Source organism: Vibrio celticus, from assembly GCF_024347335.1.
Classification (GTDB): Bacteria; Pseudomonadota; Gammaproteobacteria; order Enterobacterales; family Vibrionaceae; genus Vibrio; species Vibrio celticus.
Window position 1 is genome coordinate 501,980 of record NZ_AP025463.1, and the last position, 17,915, is coordinate 519,894.

The 17,915-nt window shown below is 45.6% G+C and carries 12 protein-coding genes and 10 tRNA genes; all 22 read left to right on the forward strand.

What is annotated here, in order from left to right:
- The first annotated feature begins 33 nt into the window (after positions 1-33).
- The 22 genes from pncC to gshA all read left to right on the forward strand — a co-directional run bounded on the left by pncC (position 34) and on the right by gshA (position 17,909).
- Positions 34-528 carry a nicotinamide-nucleotide amidase gene (gene pncC, locus OCV19_RS02495; protein WP_065676634.1) on the forward strand — a complete coding sequence of 165 codons (495 nt, stop codon included), beginning with the start codon at positions 34-36 and terminating at the stop codon, positions 526-528.
- Between the two features lie 139 nt (positions 529-667).
- Positions 668-1,708, forward strand: coding sequence for a recombinase RecA (recA, locus tag OCV19_RS02500; RefSeq protein WP_029225458.1), 1,041 nt, complete (start codon positions 668-670; stop codon positions 1,706-1,708).
- 333 nt (positions 1,709-2,041) lie between these two features.
- Complete coding sequence (alaS, locus tag OCV19_RS02505; protein WP_065676610.1) at positions 2,042-4,624, forward strand: alanine--tRNA ligase; 2,583 nt, start codon at positions 2,042-2,044, stop codon at positions 4,622-4,624.
- A 220-nt stretch (positions 4,625-4,844) separates the two neighbouring features.
- Complete coding sequence (locus OCV19_RS02510; RefSeq protein WP_083994320.1) at positions 4,845-6,026, forward strand: aspartate kinase; 1,182 nt, start codon at positions 4,845-4,847, stop codon at positions 6,024-6,026.
- A 92-nt stretch (positions 6,027-6,118) separates the two neighbouring features.
- Positions 6,119-6,316 (forward strand): carbon storage regulator CsrA, encoded by a 198-nt coding sequence (gene csrA / locus OCV19_RS02515; protein WP_004415691.1) that lies wholly within the window; start codon positions 6,119-6,121, stop codon positions 6,314-6,316.
- A gap of 474 nt (positions 6,317-6,790) precedes the next feature.
- Positions 6,791-6,883 (forward strand) — tRNA-Ser (locus tag OCV19_RS02520).
- A 43-nt stretch (positions 6,884-6,926) separates the two neighbouring features.
- Positions 6,927-7,003: transfer RNA gene (locus OCV19_RS02525), tRNA-Arg, on the forward strand.
- A gap of 44 nt (positions 7,004-7,047) precedes the next feature.
- Positions 7,048-7,140: transfer RNA gene (locus OCV19_RS02530), tRNA-Ser, on the forward strand.
- An 89-nt stretch (positions 7,141-7,229) separates the two neighbouring features.
- Positions 7,230-7,306, forward strand: a tRNA-Arg gene (locus OCV19_RS02535).
- A gap of 67 nt (positions 7,307-7,373) precedes the next feature.
- Positions 7,374-7,450 (forward strand) — tRNA-Arg (locus tag OCV19_RS02540).
- A gap of 80 nt (positions 7,451-7,530) precedes the next feature.
- Positions 7,531-7,607 (forward strand) — tRNA-Arg (locus OCV19_RS02545).
- A gap of 79 nt (positions 7,608-7,686) precedes the next feature.
- Positions 7,687-7,763 (forward strand) — tRNA-Arg (locus tag OCV19_RS02550).
- Positions 7,764-7,821: 58 nt separating this feature from the next.
- Positions 7,822-7,898 (forward strand) — tRNA-Arg (locus tag OCV19_RS02555).
- 57 nt (positions 7,899-7,955) lie between these two features.
- Positions 7,956-8,032 (forward strand) — tRNA-Arg (locus OCV19_RS02560).
- Positions 8,033-8,113: 81 nt separating this feature from the next.
- A tRNA-Arg gene (locus OCV19_RS02565) sits at positions 8,114-8,190 on the forward strand.
- A 375-nt stretch (positions 8,191-8,565) separates the two neighbouring features.
- Positions 8,566-8,823, forward strand: a complete 258-nt coding sequence (locus tag OCV19_RS02570) for an oxaloacetate decarboxylase subunit gamma (RefSeq protein ID WP_065676612.1) — start codon at positions 8,566-8,568, stop codon at positions 8,821-8,823.
- A 31-nt stretch (positions 8,824-8,854) separates the two neighbouring features.
- Positions 8,855-10,639, forward strand: coding sequence for a sodium-extruding oxaloacetate decarboxylase subunit alpha (oadA, locus tag OCV19_RS02575; protein ID WP_065676613.1), 1,785 nt, complete (start codon positions 8,855-8,857; stop codon positions 10,637-10,639).
- Between the two features lie 9 nt (positions 10,640-10,648).
- Entirely contained in the window at positions 10,649-11,779 is a 1,131-nt protein-coding gene (locus tag OCV19_RS02580) for a sodium ion-translocating decarboxylase subunit beta (RefSeq protein WP_019825842.1), read from the forward strand.
- Positions 11,780-11,951: 172 nt separating this feature from the next.
- Positions 11,952-12,905: an NADP-dependent oxidoreductase gene (locus tag OCV19_RS02585; protein WP_065676614.1), complete on the forward strand. Its 954-nt coding sequence runs from the start codon at positions 11,952-11,954 to the stop codon at positions 12,903-12,905.
- Positions 12,906-12,911: 6 nt separating this feature from the next.
- Entirely contained in the window at positions 12,912-13,373 is a 462-nt protein-coding gene (locus OCV19_RS02590; RefSeq protein WP_017059555.1) for a YqaA family protein, read from the forward strand.
- A gap of 9 nt (positions 13,374-13,382) precedes the next feature.
- Entirely contained in the window at positions 13,383-16,241 is a 2,859-nt protein-coding gene (locus OCV19_RS02595) for a M16 family metallopeptidase (protein WP_065676615.1), read from the forward strand.
- Positions 16,242-16,340: 99 nt separating this feature from the next.
- Complete coding sequence (gshA, locus tag OCV19_RS02600) at positions 16,341-17,909, forward strand: glutamate--cysteine ligase (protein ID WP_065676616.1); 1,569 nt, start codon at positions 16,341-16,343, stop codon at positions 17,907-17,909.
- Positions 17,910-17,915: the final 6 nt, after the last annotated feature.

Sequence of the window (17,915 nt, forward strand, 5' to 3'; positions counted from 1 at the left end):
AATGATATGACAGTAAATAAAGGGAAGCAGATGATGCAGATGACTCAAGACCTTAGTGAACAGCTTGGACATTTACTCGCTAAACACAAACACGTGTTAGTGACGGCTGAATCTTGCACTGGCGGAGGTGTCGCGAGTGCAGTCACCGATATTGCGGGCAGCTCTGGATGGTTTGATCGCGCTTTTGTTACGTACAGCAATGAAGCCAAACAAGAGATGATCGGTGTACAGCTTAAAACCTTAATGGAGTTCGGCGCCGTGAGTGAGCCTGTCGTAATAGAAATGGCGAGCGGGGCATTGCAACATTCAAACGGGACGATCTCTGTATCAATCAGTGGCATCGCTGGCCCAGGTGGCGCGACCGAAGATAAGCCTGTTGGTACAGTATGCTTCGCGTGGAAAGCGCTAAATGGCTGGTATAAAGTAGAAACGCATGTATTTACAGGCGACAGATCACAAGTACGCCAACAAGCCACGCACCATGCCCTGCAAGTTATTTATGATTACCTATCAATGGAAGGTAAATAACATTTGTACAAATTATTTTCATACAGGTATAGACACTGTATGAATCAACAGTATAATGAAAGCCAATTAGTCACCCCTATGTGGGTTAGAAATAGATTCTAGATCGTTTGTTGAGACAACCGATTATGTGGAGATAGAAATGGACGAGAATAAACAAAAAGCGTTAGCCGCAGCCCTTGGTCAGATTGAAAAGCAATTTGGTAAAGGTTCTATCATGCGTCTTGGTGATAACCGCACAATGGACGTAGAAACTATTTCTACAGGTTCTCTATCTCTAGATATCGCACTAGGTGCTGGTGGCCTACCGATGGGACGTATCGTAGAAGTTTACGGTCCTGAATCATCAGGTAAAACAACGCTAACGCTTGAGCTTATTGCTGCAGCACAGAAAGTGGGCAAAACGTGTGCATTCGTTGATGCGGAGCACGCACTAGACCCTATCTACGCTCAAAAGCTTGGTGTTGATATCGATGCACTTCTTGTTTCTCAACCAGATACGGGTGAGCAAGCGCTTGAAATCTGTGATGCACTGGCTCGTTCAGGTGCAATCGACGTTCTTGTTATTGACTCAGTAGCAGCACTAACACCAAAAGCAGAAATCGAAGGCGAAATGGGCGATAGCCACATGGGTCTTCAGGCTCGTATGCTTTCTCAAGCAATGCGTAAGCTGACGGGTAACCTTAAGCAGTCTAACTGTATGGCTATCTTCATTAACCAAATTCGTATGAAAATTGGTGTGATGTTCGGTAACCCAGAAACAACAACAGGTGGTAACGCACTTAAGTTCTACGCATCTGTTCGTCTTGATATTCGCCGTACTGGTGCGATTAAAGATGGTGATGAAGTTGTTGGTAATGAAACTCGTATCAAGGTCGTTAAGAACAAGATTGCAGCACCATTCAAACAGGCTGAAACTCAAATCCTTTACGGTAAAGGCTTCAACCGCGAAGGTGAGCTTATCGACCTAGGTGTTAAGAATAAGCTAGTAGAAAAAGCAGGCGCTTGGTACAGCTACAAAGGCGATAAGATCGGTCAAGGTAAAGCTAACGCTGGTAAATACCTACGTGAAAATCCAGAAGTTGCTCTAGAGATCGATACTAAACTTCGTGAGTTACTACTGACTCCTGCTGTTCTTGAAGAGAAAGACGCAGAGAAAGAAGAAGAAAACGAAGAGCTATAAGCTAACGTTTTGTAGAGTGGGTGTTTGAAAGAAGCCATCCGCTTTGAAAGAACTTAAAGCCTCGCATATTTTATGCGGGGCTTTTTTATTGGAGCAGCTCCGTCGAGCATGTCTTTGGTCAACTCTCTTTCGTTGACTGAGTTTCTTCGATATTAGGTCGTCAATTTAGTTCTGCTTTTCCACGGCTAGATATAGTGGAATATTCTTCATTTTATCGAATTCCCACTAAAATCCTGCCCAAGGGTGTCTTTTCTACAAGAAAACTAGTCGAAGCCTTAACCATGATCTACAATACGGCAAAATTCTAACTCGACTATTTTCAGGAAGAGCTGCATGTACATGAGCACTGATGAGGTTCGCAACGCGTTCCTTAAGTTCTTTGAGAGCAAAGAACACCAAATCGTAGACAGTTCATCGTTAGTTCCACATAACGATCCAACCCTGCTATTTACTAACGCAGGTATGAACCAATTCAAAGATTGCTTCTTAGGCGCCGAAAAGCGTGCCTACACTCGAGCAACTACGGCTCAGCGTTGTGTACGTGCGGGTGGTAAACACAATGACCTTGAAAATGTAGGTTTCACGGCTCGTCACCACACGTTCTTCGAAATGCTAGGCAACTTCAGCTTTGGCGACTACTTCAAAGAAGAAGCGATTGGTTTTGCTTGGGAATTCCTGACTGAAACTCTTCAACTGCCAAAAGACCGCCTGCTGGTAACGGTATACGAGACAGATGATGAAGCATTCGATATCTGGAACAAGAAAGTAGGTGTTCCTGCTGACCGTATCGTTCGCATTGGCGACAAAGAAGGCGGTAAACAGTTCGAGTCTGATAACTTCTGGACGATGGGTGACACAGGTCCTTGTGGTCCATGTACTGAAATCTTCTACGATCACGGTGAGCACATCTGGGGCGGCCGTCCTGGCACACCTGAAGAAGATGGTGACCGTTTCATCGAGATCTGGAACAACGTATTCATGCAGTTCAACCGTCACGCTGACGGTACAATGGAACCGCTACCTAAGCCTGCTGTAGATACAGGTATGGGTATTGAGCGTATTTCTGCAATTATGCAGGGCGTTCACTCTAACTACGAAATTGATGTATTCCAAAAGCTAATCAAAGCGACAGCGGAAGTTGTGGGTCATGACGATCTATCTAACCAATCGCTACGCGTTATTGCTGACCACATCCGTTCTTGTTCATTCCTAATCGCTGACGGCGTTATGCCTTCAAACGAAGGGCGTGGCTACGTTCTACGTCGTATTATTCGTCGTGCAGTTCGTCACGGTAACAAGCTTGGCGCACAAGGCGTGTTCTTCCACAAACTTGTGGGTGTACTGGCTGAAGTGATGGGCTCTGCGGCAGATGAACTTAAGAAACAGCAAGAGCTTGTTGAAAAAGTACTTCGTATTGAAGAAGAGAACTTTGGTCGTACTCTAGAGCGCGGCATGGTTATTCTTAATGACGCACTAGATGCACTTGAAGGCAAAGAGCTTGACGGCGAAACAGTTTTCAAACTTTACGATACATACGGCTTCCCAGCTGACCTTACTAACGATGTAGCTCGTGAACGCGACTTTACTATCGATGAAGAAGGCTTTGAGAAGGCGATGGAAGCACAGCGTAAGCGTGCACGTGAAGCTGGCCAATTCGGCACGGATTACAACGCGACAATCAAAGTAGACACCAACACTGAGTTCTGTGGTTACACAGCAACTGAAGGTGCAGGTGAAATCTCTGCGCTATTTGTTGACGGCGAAGAAGTATCTTCACTATCGGCTGGCGACAAAGCAATCATCATCCTTGAAGAGACACCATTCTACGCTGAGTCAGGCGGTCAATGTGGTGATGCTGGTACACTAAAAACAGCGTCGGGTCTTTTCAAAGTACAAGATACTCAGAAGCTAGGTAACGCATTTGCTCACCACGGTGAGCTAGTTGAAGGTGTATTTGCTAAGGGCGATAAAGTAGAAGCAACGGTTGACGCTGAGCGTCGTGCTGCTATCTCACTAAACCACTCTGCAACGCACTTACTTCACTCTGCATTGCGCGAAGTGCTAGGTGAGCATGTTGCTCAGAAAGGTTCTTTAGTTAAGCCAGACAACTTACGTTTTGACTTCTCTAACCTTGAAGCGGTAACACCGACACAGATTAAAGAAGTAGAGCGTTTGGTTAACGCACAAGTTCGTAAGAACCACGTGATTGAAACCAACATCATGGACATCGAGTCAGCGAAAGAAAAAGGTGCAATGGCACTGTTTGGCGAGAAGTACGATGATGAAGTTCGTGTTCTATCTATGGGCGATTTCTCTACTGAACTTTGTGGCGGTATCCACGCAAGCAACACGGGTGATATCGGCCTATTCAAGATCACTTCTGAAGGTGGTATTGCTGCGGGTATTCGTCGTATTGAAGCGGTAACGGGTGAAGCTGCTCTAGATGCAGTAGAAGCTCAGGCTAACGCTTACGAAGAGAAACTTGCTGAATCAGCTAAGAAAGCGAAATCGCTAGAGAAAGAAATCCAACTGCTTAAAGAAAAGATGGCTGCTGCAGAAAGTGCAAACATCATGGGTAAAGTAGAAGACATCTCTGGTACTAAGGTTTTGGTTGCTGCAATTGAAGGCGCAGACAACAAGAACCTACGTACTATGGTTGATAACGCTAAAAACCAAGTGGGTAGCGGTATCATCCTTATCGCGAACATCGCAGACGGTAAAGTTGGCTTGATTGCTGGTGTAACCAAAGACCTAATCGGCAAAGTAAAAGCGGGTGACCTTGTTAAGATGGTTGCTGAGCAAGTTGGCGGTAAAGGCGGCGGTCGTCCAGATATGGCTCAAGCGGGCGGTACGGACGTTGAAGCACTGCCAGAAGCGCTTAAATCTGTGCGTACTTGGCTAGAAGAACGTCTTTAAGCTTAAGTAATTGATACAAAGATGCCCAATCAGTTGATTGGGCATCTTTTATTTTGCTTATTGGAAGTGTGTTTAAACAAGGTTTGATTGAGATTACCCAAGAAGTCTAATGGTGGCGTTAGACTCCTTGGTTAATTTTTTATTGCTTCGCCCTGACGCGGAGTATGTGTTTTTTTGTCATATATAGACATTGGTCTTGGGAAGGTGAGGACGGGTGAAAATGCCTCTTATCGTGCAGAAATTTGGTGGAACGTCGGTGGGTTCAATTGAACGAATCCATCATGTAGCAGAAAAAATCATTGAAGCGAAAAATGAAGGGAACCAGATCTTGGTTGTCGTTTCTGCTATGTCTGGTGAAACAAATCGGTTAGTTAACTTAGCCACACAAGTTGATAGCGTACCAAACGCTAGAGAACTGGATGTGTTGCTAACGGCTGGCGAGCAAGTTTCCATGGCCTTGTTAGCAATGACGTTACACAAGTTAGGTTATGAAGCGACATCGATGACTGGCTACCAAGCCAAGATACACACGGATTCTAATCATAATAATGCAGCGATTGAGCGTATTGATACTGCTCCTATTCAAGCTCTGCTAGATGACAATCAGATTGTTATTGTTGCAGGCTTTCAAGGGTTTAATGCGAAAGGTGATATCACAACATTAGGCCGCGGTGGTTCAGATACTACAGCGGTAACGCTTGCAGGTGCCTTGCAGGCGAAAGAATGCCAGATCTATACTGATGTAGATGGTGTTTACTCTTGTGACCCTAGAGTCGTAAAACAATCTCAGAAATTAGATACTTTAGACTTTCCTTCTATGGAAGAGATGGCTCGCCGAGGCGCTAAGGTATTGCACCTTCCTTGTGTTCAGTATGCATGGCAGCACAACGTGCCATTGCGAGTGCTTTCAAGCTTTGAACAAGGCGAGGGCACATTGATCGCGGGTAATCAGTGTTTGAATGATATTGCTGGCATCGCCATCCAAAGAGATATGGTACGTATCGAGTGTTTGAATGAAGATTTACCGTCTTTCATTTCACATTGCCAACTGTTGGGGATCGAAGTCTGTAGTGTGATCGAGGAAACAGAACGGGCAGCACTCATTATTAAACAAGACATAAGTGCCAAATTAAAACTAGTTTTTGACGAGAAAATCCGTAATAGTGAACAGGTTAGTTTGTTAACTGTGGTAGGAAGCCGAACACAAGAAATTGTGGTCAGTTCACATGGATTGTTGTCTGAAGGCGAAATTGATGTACAGCATCACTTATTGCAGCAGCAGTCTTTAACTTTGGTGATATCACCAACGCAAGTCGATATGGCTGCTAACATATTACACAATGCATACATCGTAGCGCGTGAAACACAGGGTTATCCTAAAAAAGAAGTGCATTTTGGTTAAATAAACTCAATCGATAGTTTACGAAAATATAACTTTTGTTGGATAATGCTCTCGTAGCTAGATAAATTTAGAGATTACTCAAGGAGCAAAGAATGCTAATTTTGACTCGCCGCGTTGGCGAAACACTGATGATTGGTGATGAAGTAACAGTTACTGTACTAGGCGTTAAAGGTAACCAAGTACGTATCGGTGTTAACGCACCTAAAGAAGTATCTGTTCACCGTGAAGAGATCTACATGCGCATTCAAGCTGAAAAAGGTAATGGTAACGTTGCATCTGGCAACTACTAATACTTTTGCGTAGAGAAGAGGCTAGCATTATTGCTAGCCTTTTTTGATCTTGGGGAACCGAAACACTGATTGGGACATAGATGGGTTGGATAACGGATCGGTCTCAAAGTGGTGAAGTGAATGCTTTGTGATGTTGTGAGAATCAGACAAGGTTGAACAGAACGGTTGCTCTGTATTTTGTTTGGCAAAACTCAAGATTTATTCGCTTCCCCTATGGCGCAAATACGCATCCCGTAGTATTGTGCCATCAGCGGTAGCACTTGCTGCTGGATAAATTAGATAATTGTTTTCGGCTGTTTATTATTGCCAATCTTTCACCTTAATTTTTAAGGGAAAAAGCGCGATTTGAATCTTATAAGTTCAATTTGCAAGCGCTTTGATTAAATAGCAAACGGTTGAGTGTTTTTGTCCAATTTTTTTCAATAAAGTGTTTGACATATTTTCGGTAAAACGTAATATGTGCCTCCGCAAGACGGTGAGGTGGCCGAGAGGCCGAAGGCGCTCCCCTGCTAAGGGAGTATGTGGTTTGTAGCTGCATCGAGGGTTCGAATCCCTCCCTCACCGCCATTTCTTGCGAGTCTAAAATTAGCAATTTAGACAATGTAAATGTGCGTCCTTAGCTCAGCTGGATAGAGTACCTGGCTACGAACCAGGCGGTCGGAGGTTCGAATCCTCCAGGACGCGCCATTCTCTCTTCTCTTACTTGTAAGTGATTTGAGAATAATGAATTAGGTGAGGTGGCCGAGTGGCCGAAGGCGCTCCCCTGCTAAGGGAGTATGTGGTTTGTAGCTGCATCGAGGGTTCGAATCCCTCCCTCACCGCCATTCATTACAGGCCGATGGCCTTTTTTTTTCTTCGTAGCAAGAAGAATGTGATATATTTCACAACTTCATTCTTAATGAATGAACACCGTGCGTCCTTAGCTCAGCTGGATAGAGTACCTGGCTACGAACCAGGCGGTCGGAGGTTCGAATCCTCCAGGACGCGCCACTATTTAAGGGTTTATTTCTTTTAAGAATGAAAGTCCTTGTATTGACTAAGTTGATACTAAAACCGTGCGCTCTTAGCTCAGCTGGATAGAGTACCTGGCTACGAACCAGGCGGTCGGAGGTTCGAATCCTCCAGAGCGCGCCACTATTTAGGGTTTAGTTCTTATAAGAATGTGAATCCTGATATTGATAAATCGTTCGTCGAGAATTAATATCAAAAACCGTGCGTCCTTAGCTCAGCTGGATAGAGTACCTGGCTACGAACCAGGCGGTCGGAGGTTCGAATCCTCCAGGACGCGCCACTATTTAGGGCTTCTTTCTTATAAGAACAGAAATCCTTGTATTGAGTTGTTGTTTACAACGAATTGATACTAAAACCGTGCGCTCTTAGCTCAGCTGGATAGAGTACCTGGCTACGAACCAGGCGGTCGGAGGTTCGAATCCTCCAGAGCGCGCCACTATTTAGGGTTTCTTTTATGAACCCCTGATATTGGGAATACCGATATCGAAAACTGCGCGTCCTTAGCTCAGCTGGATAGAGTACCTGGCTACGAACCAGGCGGTCGGAGGTTCGAATCCTCCAGGACGCGCCACTCTTTAGGGTTTCCTTATGAACTCCTGATATTGGAAATACTGATATCGAAAACCGTGCGTCCTTAGCTCAGCTGGATAGAGTACCTGGCTACGAACCAGGCGGTCGGAGGTTCGAATCCTCCAGGACGCGCCACTATTTAGGGCTTCTTTCTTATAAGAATGAAATCCTTATATTGATCTATTGTTAGTAACAATGAATTGATATTAAAACTGTGCGCTCTTAGCTCAGCTGGATAGAGTACCTGGCTACGAACCAGGCGGTCGGAGGTTCGAATCCTCCAGAGCGCGCCACATTATTAGAAAAAGCCTCGTTTATACGAGGCTTTTTTTATGTCCGCTGCAAATTTGTTGCGACAATGTTAAATTTGTTCGTTATTTAACTTGTTGTATTTAAAGTAGTTCTTGATTACTTCTTTGTTATTCCACCTTTCTCATATCAATTCCCAGAAAAGCCCCGTTTAAGTCACAGTTTAAATATCTAAAAATGACGTGTTTGACAGATTTATGTGATCTGATAGGCGAATAATTAACCTTATGTGTGCGTTATCCGTAACAGAACCTTAAACAAAATTGACAAACTTTTACCAATCGAGATAATCCATGGGTCGGGATCACTATTCGCTGAAATCCTGTACGTATGTCAGGATGACGAAGAAAGGAAGCAACATGACTAATATTGGAAGCCTGCTGGGAGATGCGGCGACTCTAATGATGACGGGGATGTCCGTTGTCTTTATTTTCCTAACTATTCTAGTTTACCTCGTTCGGTTGATGTCAAAACTGGTACCAGAAGAAGTACCAGAGCCGATCGCAGCACCTAAAAAAATTCAAAAATCACAATCAAACCCTTCAGCTGTTAGTCCACAGGTAGTGGCAGCAATTTCGGCCGCGGTTCATCAATACCGTGCGTCTACTGCTAAGTAGCATTTAAAGGATTAAAAAGGAGTTTATGAGCATGTCTAAACCACTAGCTATCACAGATGTGGTACTTCGTGACGCGCACCAGTCACTATTTGCTACTCGTATGCGTATCGAAGATATGCTGCCAATTGCGGCAGAACTGGATAAAGTCGGTTACTGGTCACTTGAGACTTGGGGCGGCGCGACGTTTGATTCGTGTATCCGTTTTCTTGGCGAGGATCCATGGGAGCGTTTGCGTGAGCTGAAAAAAGCGATGCCAAACACACCAATGCAGATGCTACTGCGTGGTCAAAACCTATTGGGCTACCGTCATTACGCGGATGATGTAGTAGAAAAATTTGTTGAACGTGCCCATAAAAACGGCATGGACGTATTCCGTATCTTTGATGCGATGAATGACGTACGTAACTTTGAAAAAGCAGTGAAAGCAACGATCGACGTTGGTGGCCACGCTCAAGGTACGTTGTCTTACACAACCAGTCCGGTTCACAACTCAGATACTTGGGTTGATTTGGCTAAGCGCCTAGAAGACCTAGGTTGTCACTCACTATGTATCAAAGATATGTCCGGTTTATTAAAGCCGTATGAAGCGGAAGAGCTGATTACACGTATCAAAGCATCGTGTGACGTTCCTCTAGCACTGCATAGCCACGCGACAACCGGTCTATCGACTGCAACAGCGGTTAAAGCCGTTGAAGCGGGTATCGACATTCTAGATACCGCTATCTCTTCAATGAGCTGTACTTACGGTCATACGCCAACCGAAACGGTTGTTGCGATGTTAGAAGGTACGGAGCGCGACACGAATCTTAAACTAGACCAAATTGAACCCATCGCGGCTTACTTCCGTGATGTACGTAAGAAGTACGCGAAATGGGAAGGTCAGCTGAAAGGTGTCGATTCTCGTATCTTAATCGCTCAAGTTCCTGGTGGCATGTTAACTAATATGGAAGGCCAACTTAAAGAGCAAGGCGCAGCCGATCGCATGGATGAAGTTCTAGAAGAGATCCCACGCGTACGTAAAGAGCTTGGTTACATTCCTTTGGTAACACCAACGTCTCAGATTGTCGGTACTCAAGCGGTTATTAACGTCTTAACGGGCGAACGCTACAAGAGCATCACGAAAGAGACTGCTGGTCTACTGAAAGGTGAGTATGGTCAAGCTCCTGCTGAAGTGGATGCTGAACTGCAAGCGAAAGTTCTAGACGGTGCAGAGCCGATTACTTGTCGTCCTGCCGATTTACTTAAGTCTGAAATGGATACGTTAACGACGGATCTGTTAGAGAAAGCGAAATCAGAGGGTATCTCTCTAGCTGAAGATACGGTTGATGATGTACTGACTTACGCGCTCTTCCCACAAGTGGGCCTTAAGTTCCTTAAGAACCGTCGTAACCCTGAAGCATTTGAACCTGCACCAACGCTAGAAGTTGCGGCTCCAGTTGCTGCAGCTCCTTTACAAGCTTCTGGTGGTATTGAAAGCTACAGCGTGAAGGTTGATGGGCAAGTCTATGATGTTGAAGTTGGTCCACAAGGTGAACTGACATCGGTAGCGCCATCTGCAAAACCTGCTCAAGCGGCTCAGGCTGCGCCAGTAGCAGCGTCTGACGCTGAAGCGGTTCCAGCTCCATTGGCGGGTAACATCTTCAAAGTAAACGTTCAGGCGGGTGCTGAGGTTGCTGAAGGCGACGTTCTGCTAATCCTAGAAGCGATGAAGATGGAAACGGAAGTTCGTGCTGCTCGCGGTGGTATCGTTCAAGAATTGAATGTTAAAGAAGGCGATGCAGTTACTGTAGGCGCTCCACTACTAAGCTTAGCGTAAGGGAGTACCATGGAAGGATTGATGACCTTATGGTCTGAAACAGGGATTGCGAACTTTGAGTTCGGCCAGATCTGTATGATGCTGGTTGGTTGCTTACTGTTGTTTTTGGCAATTCGTAAAGGATTTGAACCGTTACTTCTACTGCCTATTGGTTTTGGTGCTGTATTAGCAAACATTCCAAATGCTGGGTTTACTGATCCTGGCGGTTTGCTCTACTACGTCTACTACATTGGTATTGAGACAGGTATTTTCCCACTGCTGATCTTTATGGGTGTTGGTGCGATGACGGACTTCGGTGCGTTGATTGCGAACCCTAAAACATTGTGGCTGGGGGCTGCGGCTCAGTTTGGTATCTTCGCGACACTATTTGGCGCCATCTTGCTGAACTACGTTCCAGGAATGGAGTTCTCGATGGCTGATGCTTCGTCAATTGCGATCATTGGTGGTGCCGATGGCCCAACTGCGATCTTCTTGGCGAGTAAGCTATCTCCGGATCTTTTAGGTGCCATTGCAGTAGCAGCTTATAGCTACATGGCTTTGGTTCCTATCATTCAGCCACCAATCATGAAAGCGTTAACGTCTCCTGAAGAGCGAAAAATTAAGATGGCTCAACTTCGTCATGTTAGCAAAGCAGAGAAGATCCTCTTCCCGCTAGCTGTACTACTGATGACGATTTTGTTCCTACCTTCAGCAACACCTCTAGTGGGTATGTTCTGTTTGGGTAACTTAATGCGTGAAGCGGGCGTGGTTGATCGCCTTTCAAAAACAGCTCAAAACGAACTGATTAACGTTGTAACTATTTTCCTAGGTCTAGGGGTTGGTTCTAAGCTTCAAGCGGACACGTTCTTGAACTTAGAGACTCTGGGTATTCTTGGCTTAGGTGCGGTGGCGTTCAGTATCGGTACGGCGGGTGGTGTATTGATGGCGAAGGTGTTGAACCGCTTCTCGAAAGAGGACATCAACCCACTGATTGGCGCAGCTGGCGTATCGGCGGTTCCAATGGCGGCTCGTGTGGTAAACAAGGTTGGTCTTGAGGCAAACCCTCAGAACTTCTTGTTGATGCATGCAATGGGCCCGAACGTAGCCGGTGTACTTGGTAGTGCGGTTGCGGCGGGTATTCTATTAGCTCTCGTGGGCTAGTGGATTTGCTGGGTCATGTATCGTTACGTTAATTGGTCGTCAATTTACGAATGAGCGGTTAACTTAGCCTTATTAAATGGTTTATAGTCAAAGGGATGCTTTCGCATCCCTTTCTTTTTATTAATTAGGGTGCTTGCTCACTAGGGCTTTTATCAATCAAGGAAATGTGGAAATGGAAAATAAACAGATTGCGATTACTCAATTCGGCGGCGTCGAAAACCTAAGTATTCAAACCAGTGCGATCCCTGAGCCTAAGGCTGGAGAAGTGGTGGTTAAAGTTTCCTTTTCAGGCATTAATCCGATTGATGTCAAAACCCGAGCGGGCCTTGGTTGGGCGGCAGCACAAAACAAAGATAACCTACCTTGGGTACCTGGTTACGATATTTCAGGGCAAATTGCCTCGCTAGGCGAACAGGCTGAACGCTTTACTGTTGGTGATAACGTGGCTGGCTTTATTGGTTTTCCACTGCAAGGTGGCGGTTACAGCCAATATGTGTGTGTTCCAGAAGCTGCATTAAGTATGGTTCCTGATTCTGTCACTCTAGAAGCGGCAGCGGCATTACCACTCGCGAGTCAAACAGCGGCACAAGCGCTCAACAAAGCCGAAGTGAAAGAAGGCGACCGCGTGCTTATTTTAGCGGGCGCGGGCGGCGTTGGTCACCTTGCGGTTCAAATTGCAGTGGCAGCAAAAGCTGAGGTTTACACAACCTGTAGCGAAGCCAATTTTGATTACCTTGCGACGCTAGGTGCTCACGCGATTAACTATAAGTTTGCGCCAGCATCAGAAAGAGTATCTGATGTCGATGTGTTGATTGATTTGGTTGGTGGCGATACCGCGCTTGATGCATTGAAGTGCCTGAAAGATGGTGCGAGAGTAGTAACCGTTCCAACTCTATCTGCAGAACTGATCTGCGAAAAAGCCACACTACTAGGTTTTACTGCATCAGGCATGCTGGTTGAACCAAACCCTGAGCAAATGGACACCATGCTTTACATGGTCAGCGTCGGATTGCTCAAAACAGAAATTCAAGGTATCTACCAGTTAGACGAGGCGCAGTCGGCGCACCTGCAGGTTGAAACCGGACACACCAGAGGCAAGGTGCTACTTAAAATGCAAGAAAGTTGATAGGCAGTGTTAGAATTTTTTAACTCCCTTTTTGAAAATATCGCGCTGTGGTTCTCGGACTCGGCGCTGTGGGTACTCTTCATTAGTGGCTTCTTGAGTGCCACGTTACTACCCGGCGGTTCAGAAGCGAGCCTTGTGGCTGCATTGAGCTTAGATCAGTTTTCAACTTCATCGATCATTCTGGTGGCGACATTAGGCAATACCTTAGGCGGCCTGACTAACTATTGGATTGGTTTGTGGTTGCCTAATCGAACTCAATCTGAAAAGCATGGTCATAAGGCTATGGCTTGGCTGAGTCGTTATGGCTACTGGACACTGTTATTTAGTTGGTTACCGATCATTGGTGACCCTTTGTGTCTAGCGGCGGGTTGGCTAAGAATGAAATTCATCCCTAGCGTTATTTTGATAGCGATTGGCAAAGCCGCTCGCTATAGCTTACTTGCTGCTATCTACTTCGGTTTTTTCTAAGGAGAACCTATGAAAAAGGTTTTACTTGGTACATTTTCTCTTATCGCCATTGCTGGCTGTTCTTACAATGTACCTAGCTCAACGCCCTTCTTTTCCTCGTTACCTGAAGGTGTCACTCTGTTAGAAGAGGTTAAGCCTTCTAAAGATAAAGTGGTGATTCCTTACACCAAGTATCAGCTTGAAAACGGCCTGACAGTTATTCTTTCCCCTGATGATTCCGATCCGTTGGTGCATGTTGATGTAACTTATCACGTCGGTTCAGCACGTGAAGAGATTGGTAAGTCGGGCTTTGCTCACTTCTTTGAGCACATGATGTTCCAGGGTTCTGAGAACGTTGGTGACCAACAGCACTTTAAGATCATTACCGAAGCGGGTGGTTCGTTAAACGGCACGACCAACCGTGACCGCACCAACTATTTTGAAACTGTTCCTTCTAACCAACTTGAAAAAATGTTGTGGTTAGAATCAGACCGAATGGGCTTTTTGTTGGATGCGGTTTCTCAGAAGAAATTTGAGGTTCAAAGAGGCACGGTCAAGAACGAGCGAGCGCAGAGCTACGAAAACCGTCCTTACGGCTTAATGTGGGAACGCATGGGCGAAGCGCTTTACCCAGAAGGTCACCCTTACTCTTGGCAGCCAATCGGCTATGTTGAAGATCTTGACCGTGTTGACGTGAATGACCTAAAGGCGTTCTTCCTACGTTGGTACGGCCCAAACAATGCCGTGTTAACGATTGGTGGTGATATCGACGTTGATGACACGCTAGAGTGGGTTAACAAGTACTTCGGCCCAATCCCTCAAGGTCCTGAAGTAAAGGCGGCAGAGAAGCAACCTGCTGTTCTAACAGAAGATAAGTACATCACCTTAGAAGACAATATTCGTCAGCCGATGGTGCTTGTGGGTTGGCCAACAACGTATCGCGGTGAAGAGACGCAAGCTTCCCTGAATGCATTGTCTAACGTGTTAGGTTCAGGTACCAACAGTTATCTATATCAAAACCTCGTAAAAACGCAGAAGGCAGTAAGCGCTGGATCTTTCCATGATTGTGCTGAGCTCGCTTGTACCATGTACGTGTATGCAATGGGCAACTCAGGTGAAAAAGGCGATTTGACGGTTCTCAATAAAGATCTGATGGATACCCTAGAGCAATTCTCGAAAGAGGGTGTTGAACAAGAGCGTTTAGACCAGATCACAGGCATGGCAGAAGCGAATGCTGTTTTTGCATTGCAAAGCGTTAAAGGTAAGGTGTCGCAACTCGCGTCTAACCAAACCTTCTATGGTCAGCCTGATCGCATTGAATCACAACTCGACCAAATCCGAGCGGTGACGCCTGAGAGCGTAAGTAAGGCATACCAAGATTTCATCGAAGGTAAGCACATGGTTACCTTGAGTGTGGTTCCTAAGAAAAAGCTCGATTTGGCAGTTCGTGAAGCGACCTTTACCACGCCACCACGTACGTTGCCGGAATACAACAAGGTGACGGAAGATCAACTGGATTTCAGAAAGGCACCGAATACTTTTGATCGCAGTGTGATGCCAGAAGTGAACTTTGGTGTTGAGGCGACCATGCCTGAGTTGTACCACATGCACTTTGCAAATGGCACGGACTTGATTGGTACTGTGACCAGCGAAACACCGACAGTACAGCTACAGATTCAACTTCCAGCTGGCGAGCGTTATGTTCGCAAAGGGCAAGAAGGCCTAGCAAACCTAACGGCTTCGATGATGGAAGAAGGCTCAACCAAACGAACCGTTGAAGAGTTACAAGCGACCTTAGATAAACTTGGTAGCAGCGTGAGCATTAGTGCGGGCAGCTACACCACAGATATTTCAGTCTCGGCGCTAGAGAAAAACTTGCCTCAAACCTTAGCGATTGTGCAAGAGGTTCTATTCGAGCCTAAGTTCGATGAGCAAGATTTCGAGCGCGTTAAGAAACAGATGCTAGAAGGCGTTGTGTATCAGCATCAGCAGCCAAGCTGGATGGCTTCTCAGGCAACCCGTGAAGTGCTGTTTGGTGACACTGTTTTTGCTCGTGCAAGTGATGGCACTAAGGAATCTCTATCGAAATTGACCTTAGACGATGTGAAAAAATTCTATGCGCAACATTACACACCAGAAGGTGCCAATATTGTTGTTGTGGGAGATATCTCGAAGAAAGAGGTAGGGAAACAGCTACAATTCTTTGAGCAGTGGCAAGGCGATGCGGCACCATTAACGCGTCCACAGATCGTCAAAGAGCTTTCTGGTCAGCACCTGTACTTAGTCGACAAACCGGGTGCGCCGCAAAGCATTGTTCGCTTGGTTCGTAAAGGCCTGCCGTTTGATGCGACGGGTGAACTATATTTGAGTCAGCTAGCTAACTTTAACTTAGCAGGTAACTTCAATAGCCGTATCAACCAGAACCTACGTGAAGACAAAGCCTACACTTACGGTGCAAGCGGCTACTTTGCGAGTACTCGTGAAACGGGCGCGGTGGTATTCAGTGCACAGGTAAGAGCGAATGCCACGGTTCCATCGATTCAAGAGTTTATTAATGAGCTGAACGAGTTTAGTCAGAGTGGATTAACTGACGAAGAGGTGAAATTTATGCGCCTTGCCGTCGGTCAACAAGATGCACTTAAATACGAAACGCCAAGCCAAAAGGCTGGGTTGTTGAGTAATATTGTTGCATTGAGCCTTGATGAAGATTACCTACAACAGCGTAATCAGATAGTTGAAACGGTTTCAAAAGAGACCTTAAACGAGCTATCTAAGAAATGGTTTGACCCGAATGATTATCAAATAATCGTTGTTGGTGACGCGACTTCGCTTCGCCCGCAATTAGAAAAGTTAGATATTCCAATAGAAGAGCTTGAAATCATTCGTTAGAGTACACATTAAAGGGGGAGGGAAAAGACTCTATTTTTCTCCTCCGGCCTAATTTATGATAGTTCTAATCAGAACGATATAAGATAAGTGAACTGAATTTTGACTGATTTTGCTGCGCGACTAAAGCAAGTTGCAACCAACCCTAAGACCTTCTCTCAATTTGGTCGTGGTGTTGAAAGGGAAACGTTACGCTACACGGAAGATGGGCACCTTGCGACTGGGCCGCACCCAAAGGCTTTGGGATCTGCGTTGATGAACGGATGGGTAACGACCGATTTTTCTGAGTCGCTACTGGAGTTTATTACGCCTGTTTCTAACGACGTTCCGACGCTTTTGAATCAGTTATCTGATATCCATCACTTCACACAAACCAAGTTAGATGGCGAAAAACTATGGCCGCTTTCTATGCCTTGTTATGTAGGCAGTGAAGATTACATTCAGCTAGCGCAATACGGCACCTCTAACAACGGCAAGATGAAGACGCTATATCGTGAAGGCTTAAAACGTCGTTACGGTAGCCTGATGCAGATTATCTCTGGTGTTCACTTCAACTTCTCTTTCCCTGATAGTTTTTGGGATTGCCTATTTGGAGAGCAAACCGAAGAAGCGCGTTGTGAATCTAAGTCAGATGCTTACTTTGGTTTGATTCGTAACTACTACCGCTTTGGTTGGTTAATCCCATACTTCTTCGGTGCTTCACCTGCACTATGTCCTTCTTTCATCAAAGGCAGAGAGACAAAGCTACCTTTTGAAAAGATTGGCGAGACGCTGTATCTGCCAAAAGCAACGGCACTGCGCCTGAGCGACCTTGGCTACACCAACAGTGCGCAAAGCGTATTGAAGATTGGTTTCAACAGCCTAGACCAATACCTTGAAGGTTTGAATCAAGCGATTCGCACGCCATCAGAAGAATTTGCCGAGATTGGCACTAAGGTTGATGGTGAATACCGTCAATTGAATAGCAACGTATTGCAAATTGAGAATGAGCTTTACGCTCCAATCCGTCCTAAGCGTGTCGCGAAGAGTGGTGAGAAGCCATCTGAAGCATTGGCACGTGGTGGTGTTGAGTACATTGAGGTTCGTTCTTTAGACGTAAACCCATTCAGCTCAATTGGTATCAATGAACAGCAGGTTCGCTTCCTAGACTTATTCCTAACGTGGAGTGTGCTAACGGACTCTGCTGAGATGGATAACTGTGAGCTTGAATGCTGGCGCGATAACTGGAACAAGGTGATCTTAGAAGGTCGTCAGGTTGGTCTAGAACTGCAAATCGGTTGTCATGGTGAGCGATTGTCTCTGCAAGATTGGGCGAAGCGTGTCTTCAAAGATCTGCGCTCTATTGCCGAGATGATGGACGCTGAACAAGGTTGTCGTGCATACCAAGAAACGTGCGATACGCTTGAAGCTTGGATTGATAACCCAGAGCTGACCATTTCTGGCCAGTTGCTAGAAGAGACTAAGAAGTTAGGTGGCTTAGGTAAAGTGGGTTGCGCGTTAGGTAAAACGTACGCTCAGCAACACAAAGCGCACCAATACAAAGTATATTCAGCTGAGTTGATGGAAGCAGAAGTTCAACGCTCTGTGACTGCTCAGCAACAAAGTGAAGAAGCAAGCACTCAAGATTTTGATAGCTTCTTAGCGGATTATTTTTCGTATTTAAAAGCATAGCGAGAC

Coding starts and splice junctions, on each gene's coding strand:
- pncC (WP_065676634.1), top strand. CDS start 34: ATGCAGATGACTCAAGACCTTAGTGAACAGCTTGGACATTTACTCGCT.
- recA (WP_029225458.1), top strand. CDS start 668: ATGGACGAGAATAAACAAAAAGCGTTAGCCGCAGCCCTTGGTCAGATT.
- alaS (WP_065676610.1), top strand. CDS start 2,042: ATGTACATGAGCACTGATGAGGTTCGCAACGCGTTCCTTAAGTTCTTT.
- OCV19_RS02510 (WP_083994320.1), top strand. CDS start 4,845: ATGCCTCTTATCGTGCAGAAATTTGGTGGAACGTCGGTGGGTTCAATT.
- csrA (WP_004415691.1), top strand. CDS start 6,119: ATGCTAATTTTGACTCGCCGCGTTGGCGAAACACTGATGATTGGTGAT.
- OCV19_RS02570 (WP_065676612.1), top strand. CDS start 8,566: ATGACTAATATTGGAAGCCTGCTGGGAGATGCGGCGACTCTAATGATG.
- oadA (WP_065676613.1), top strand. CDS start 8,855: ATGTCTAAACCACTAGCTATCACAGATGTGGTACTTCGTGACGCGCAC.
- OCV19_RS02580 (WP_019825842.1), top strand. CDS start 10,649: ATGGAAGGATTGATGACCTTATGGTCTGAAACAGGGATTGCGAACTTT.
- OCV19_RS02585 (WP_065676614.1), top strand. CDS start 11,952: ATGGAAAATAAACAGATTGCGATTACTCAATTCGGCGGCGTCGAAAAC.
- OCV19_RS02595 (WP_065676615.1), top strand. CDS start 13,383: ATGAAAAAGGTTTTACTTGGTACATTTTCTCTTATCGCCATTGCTGGC.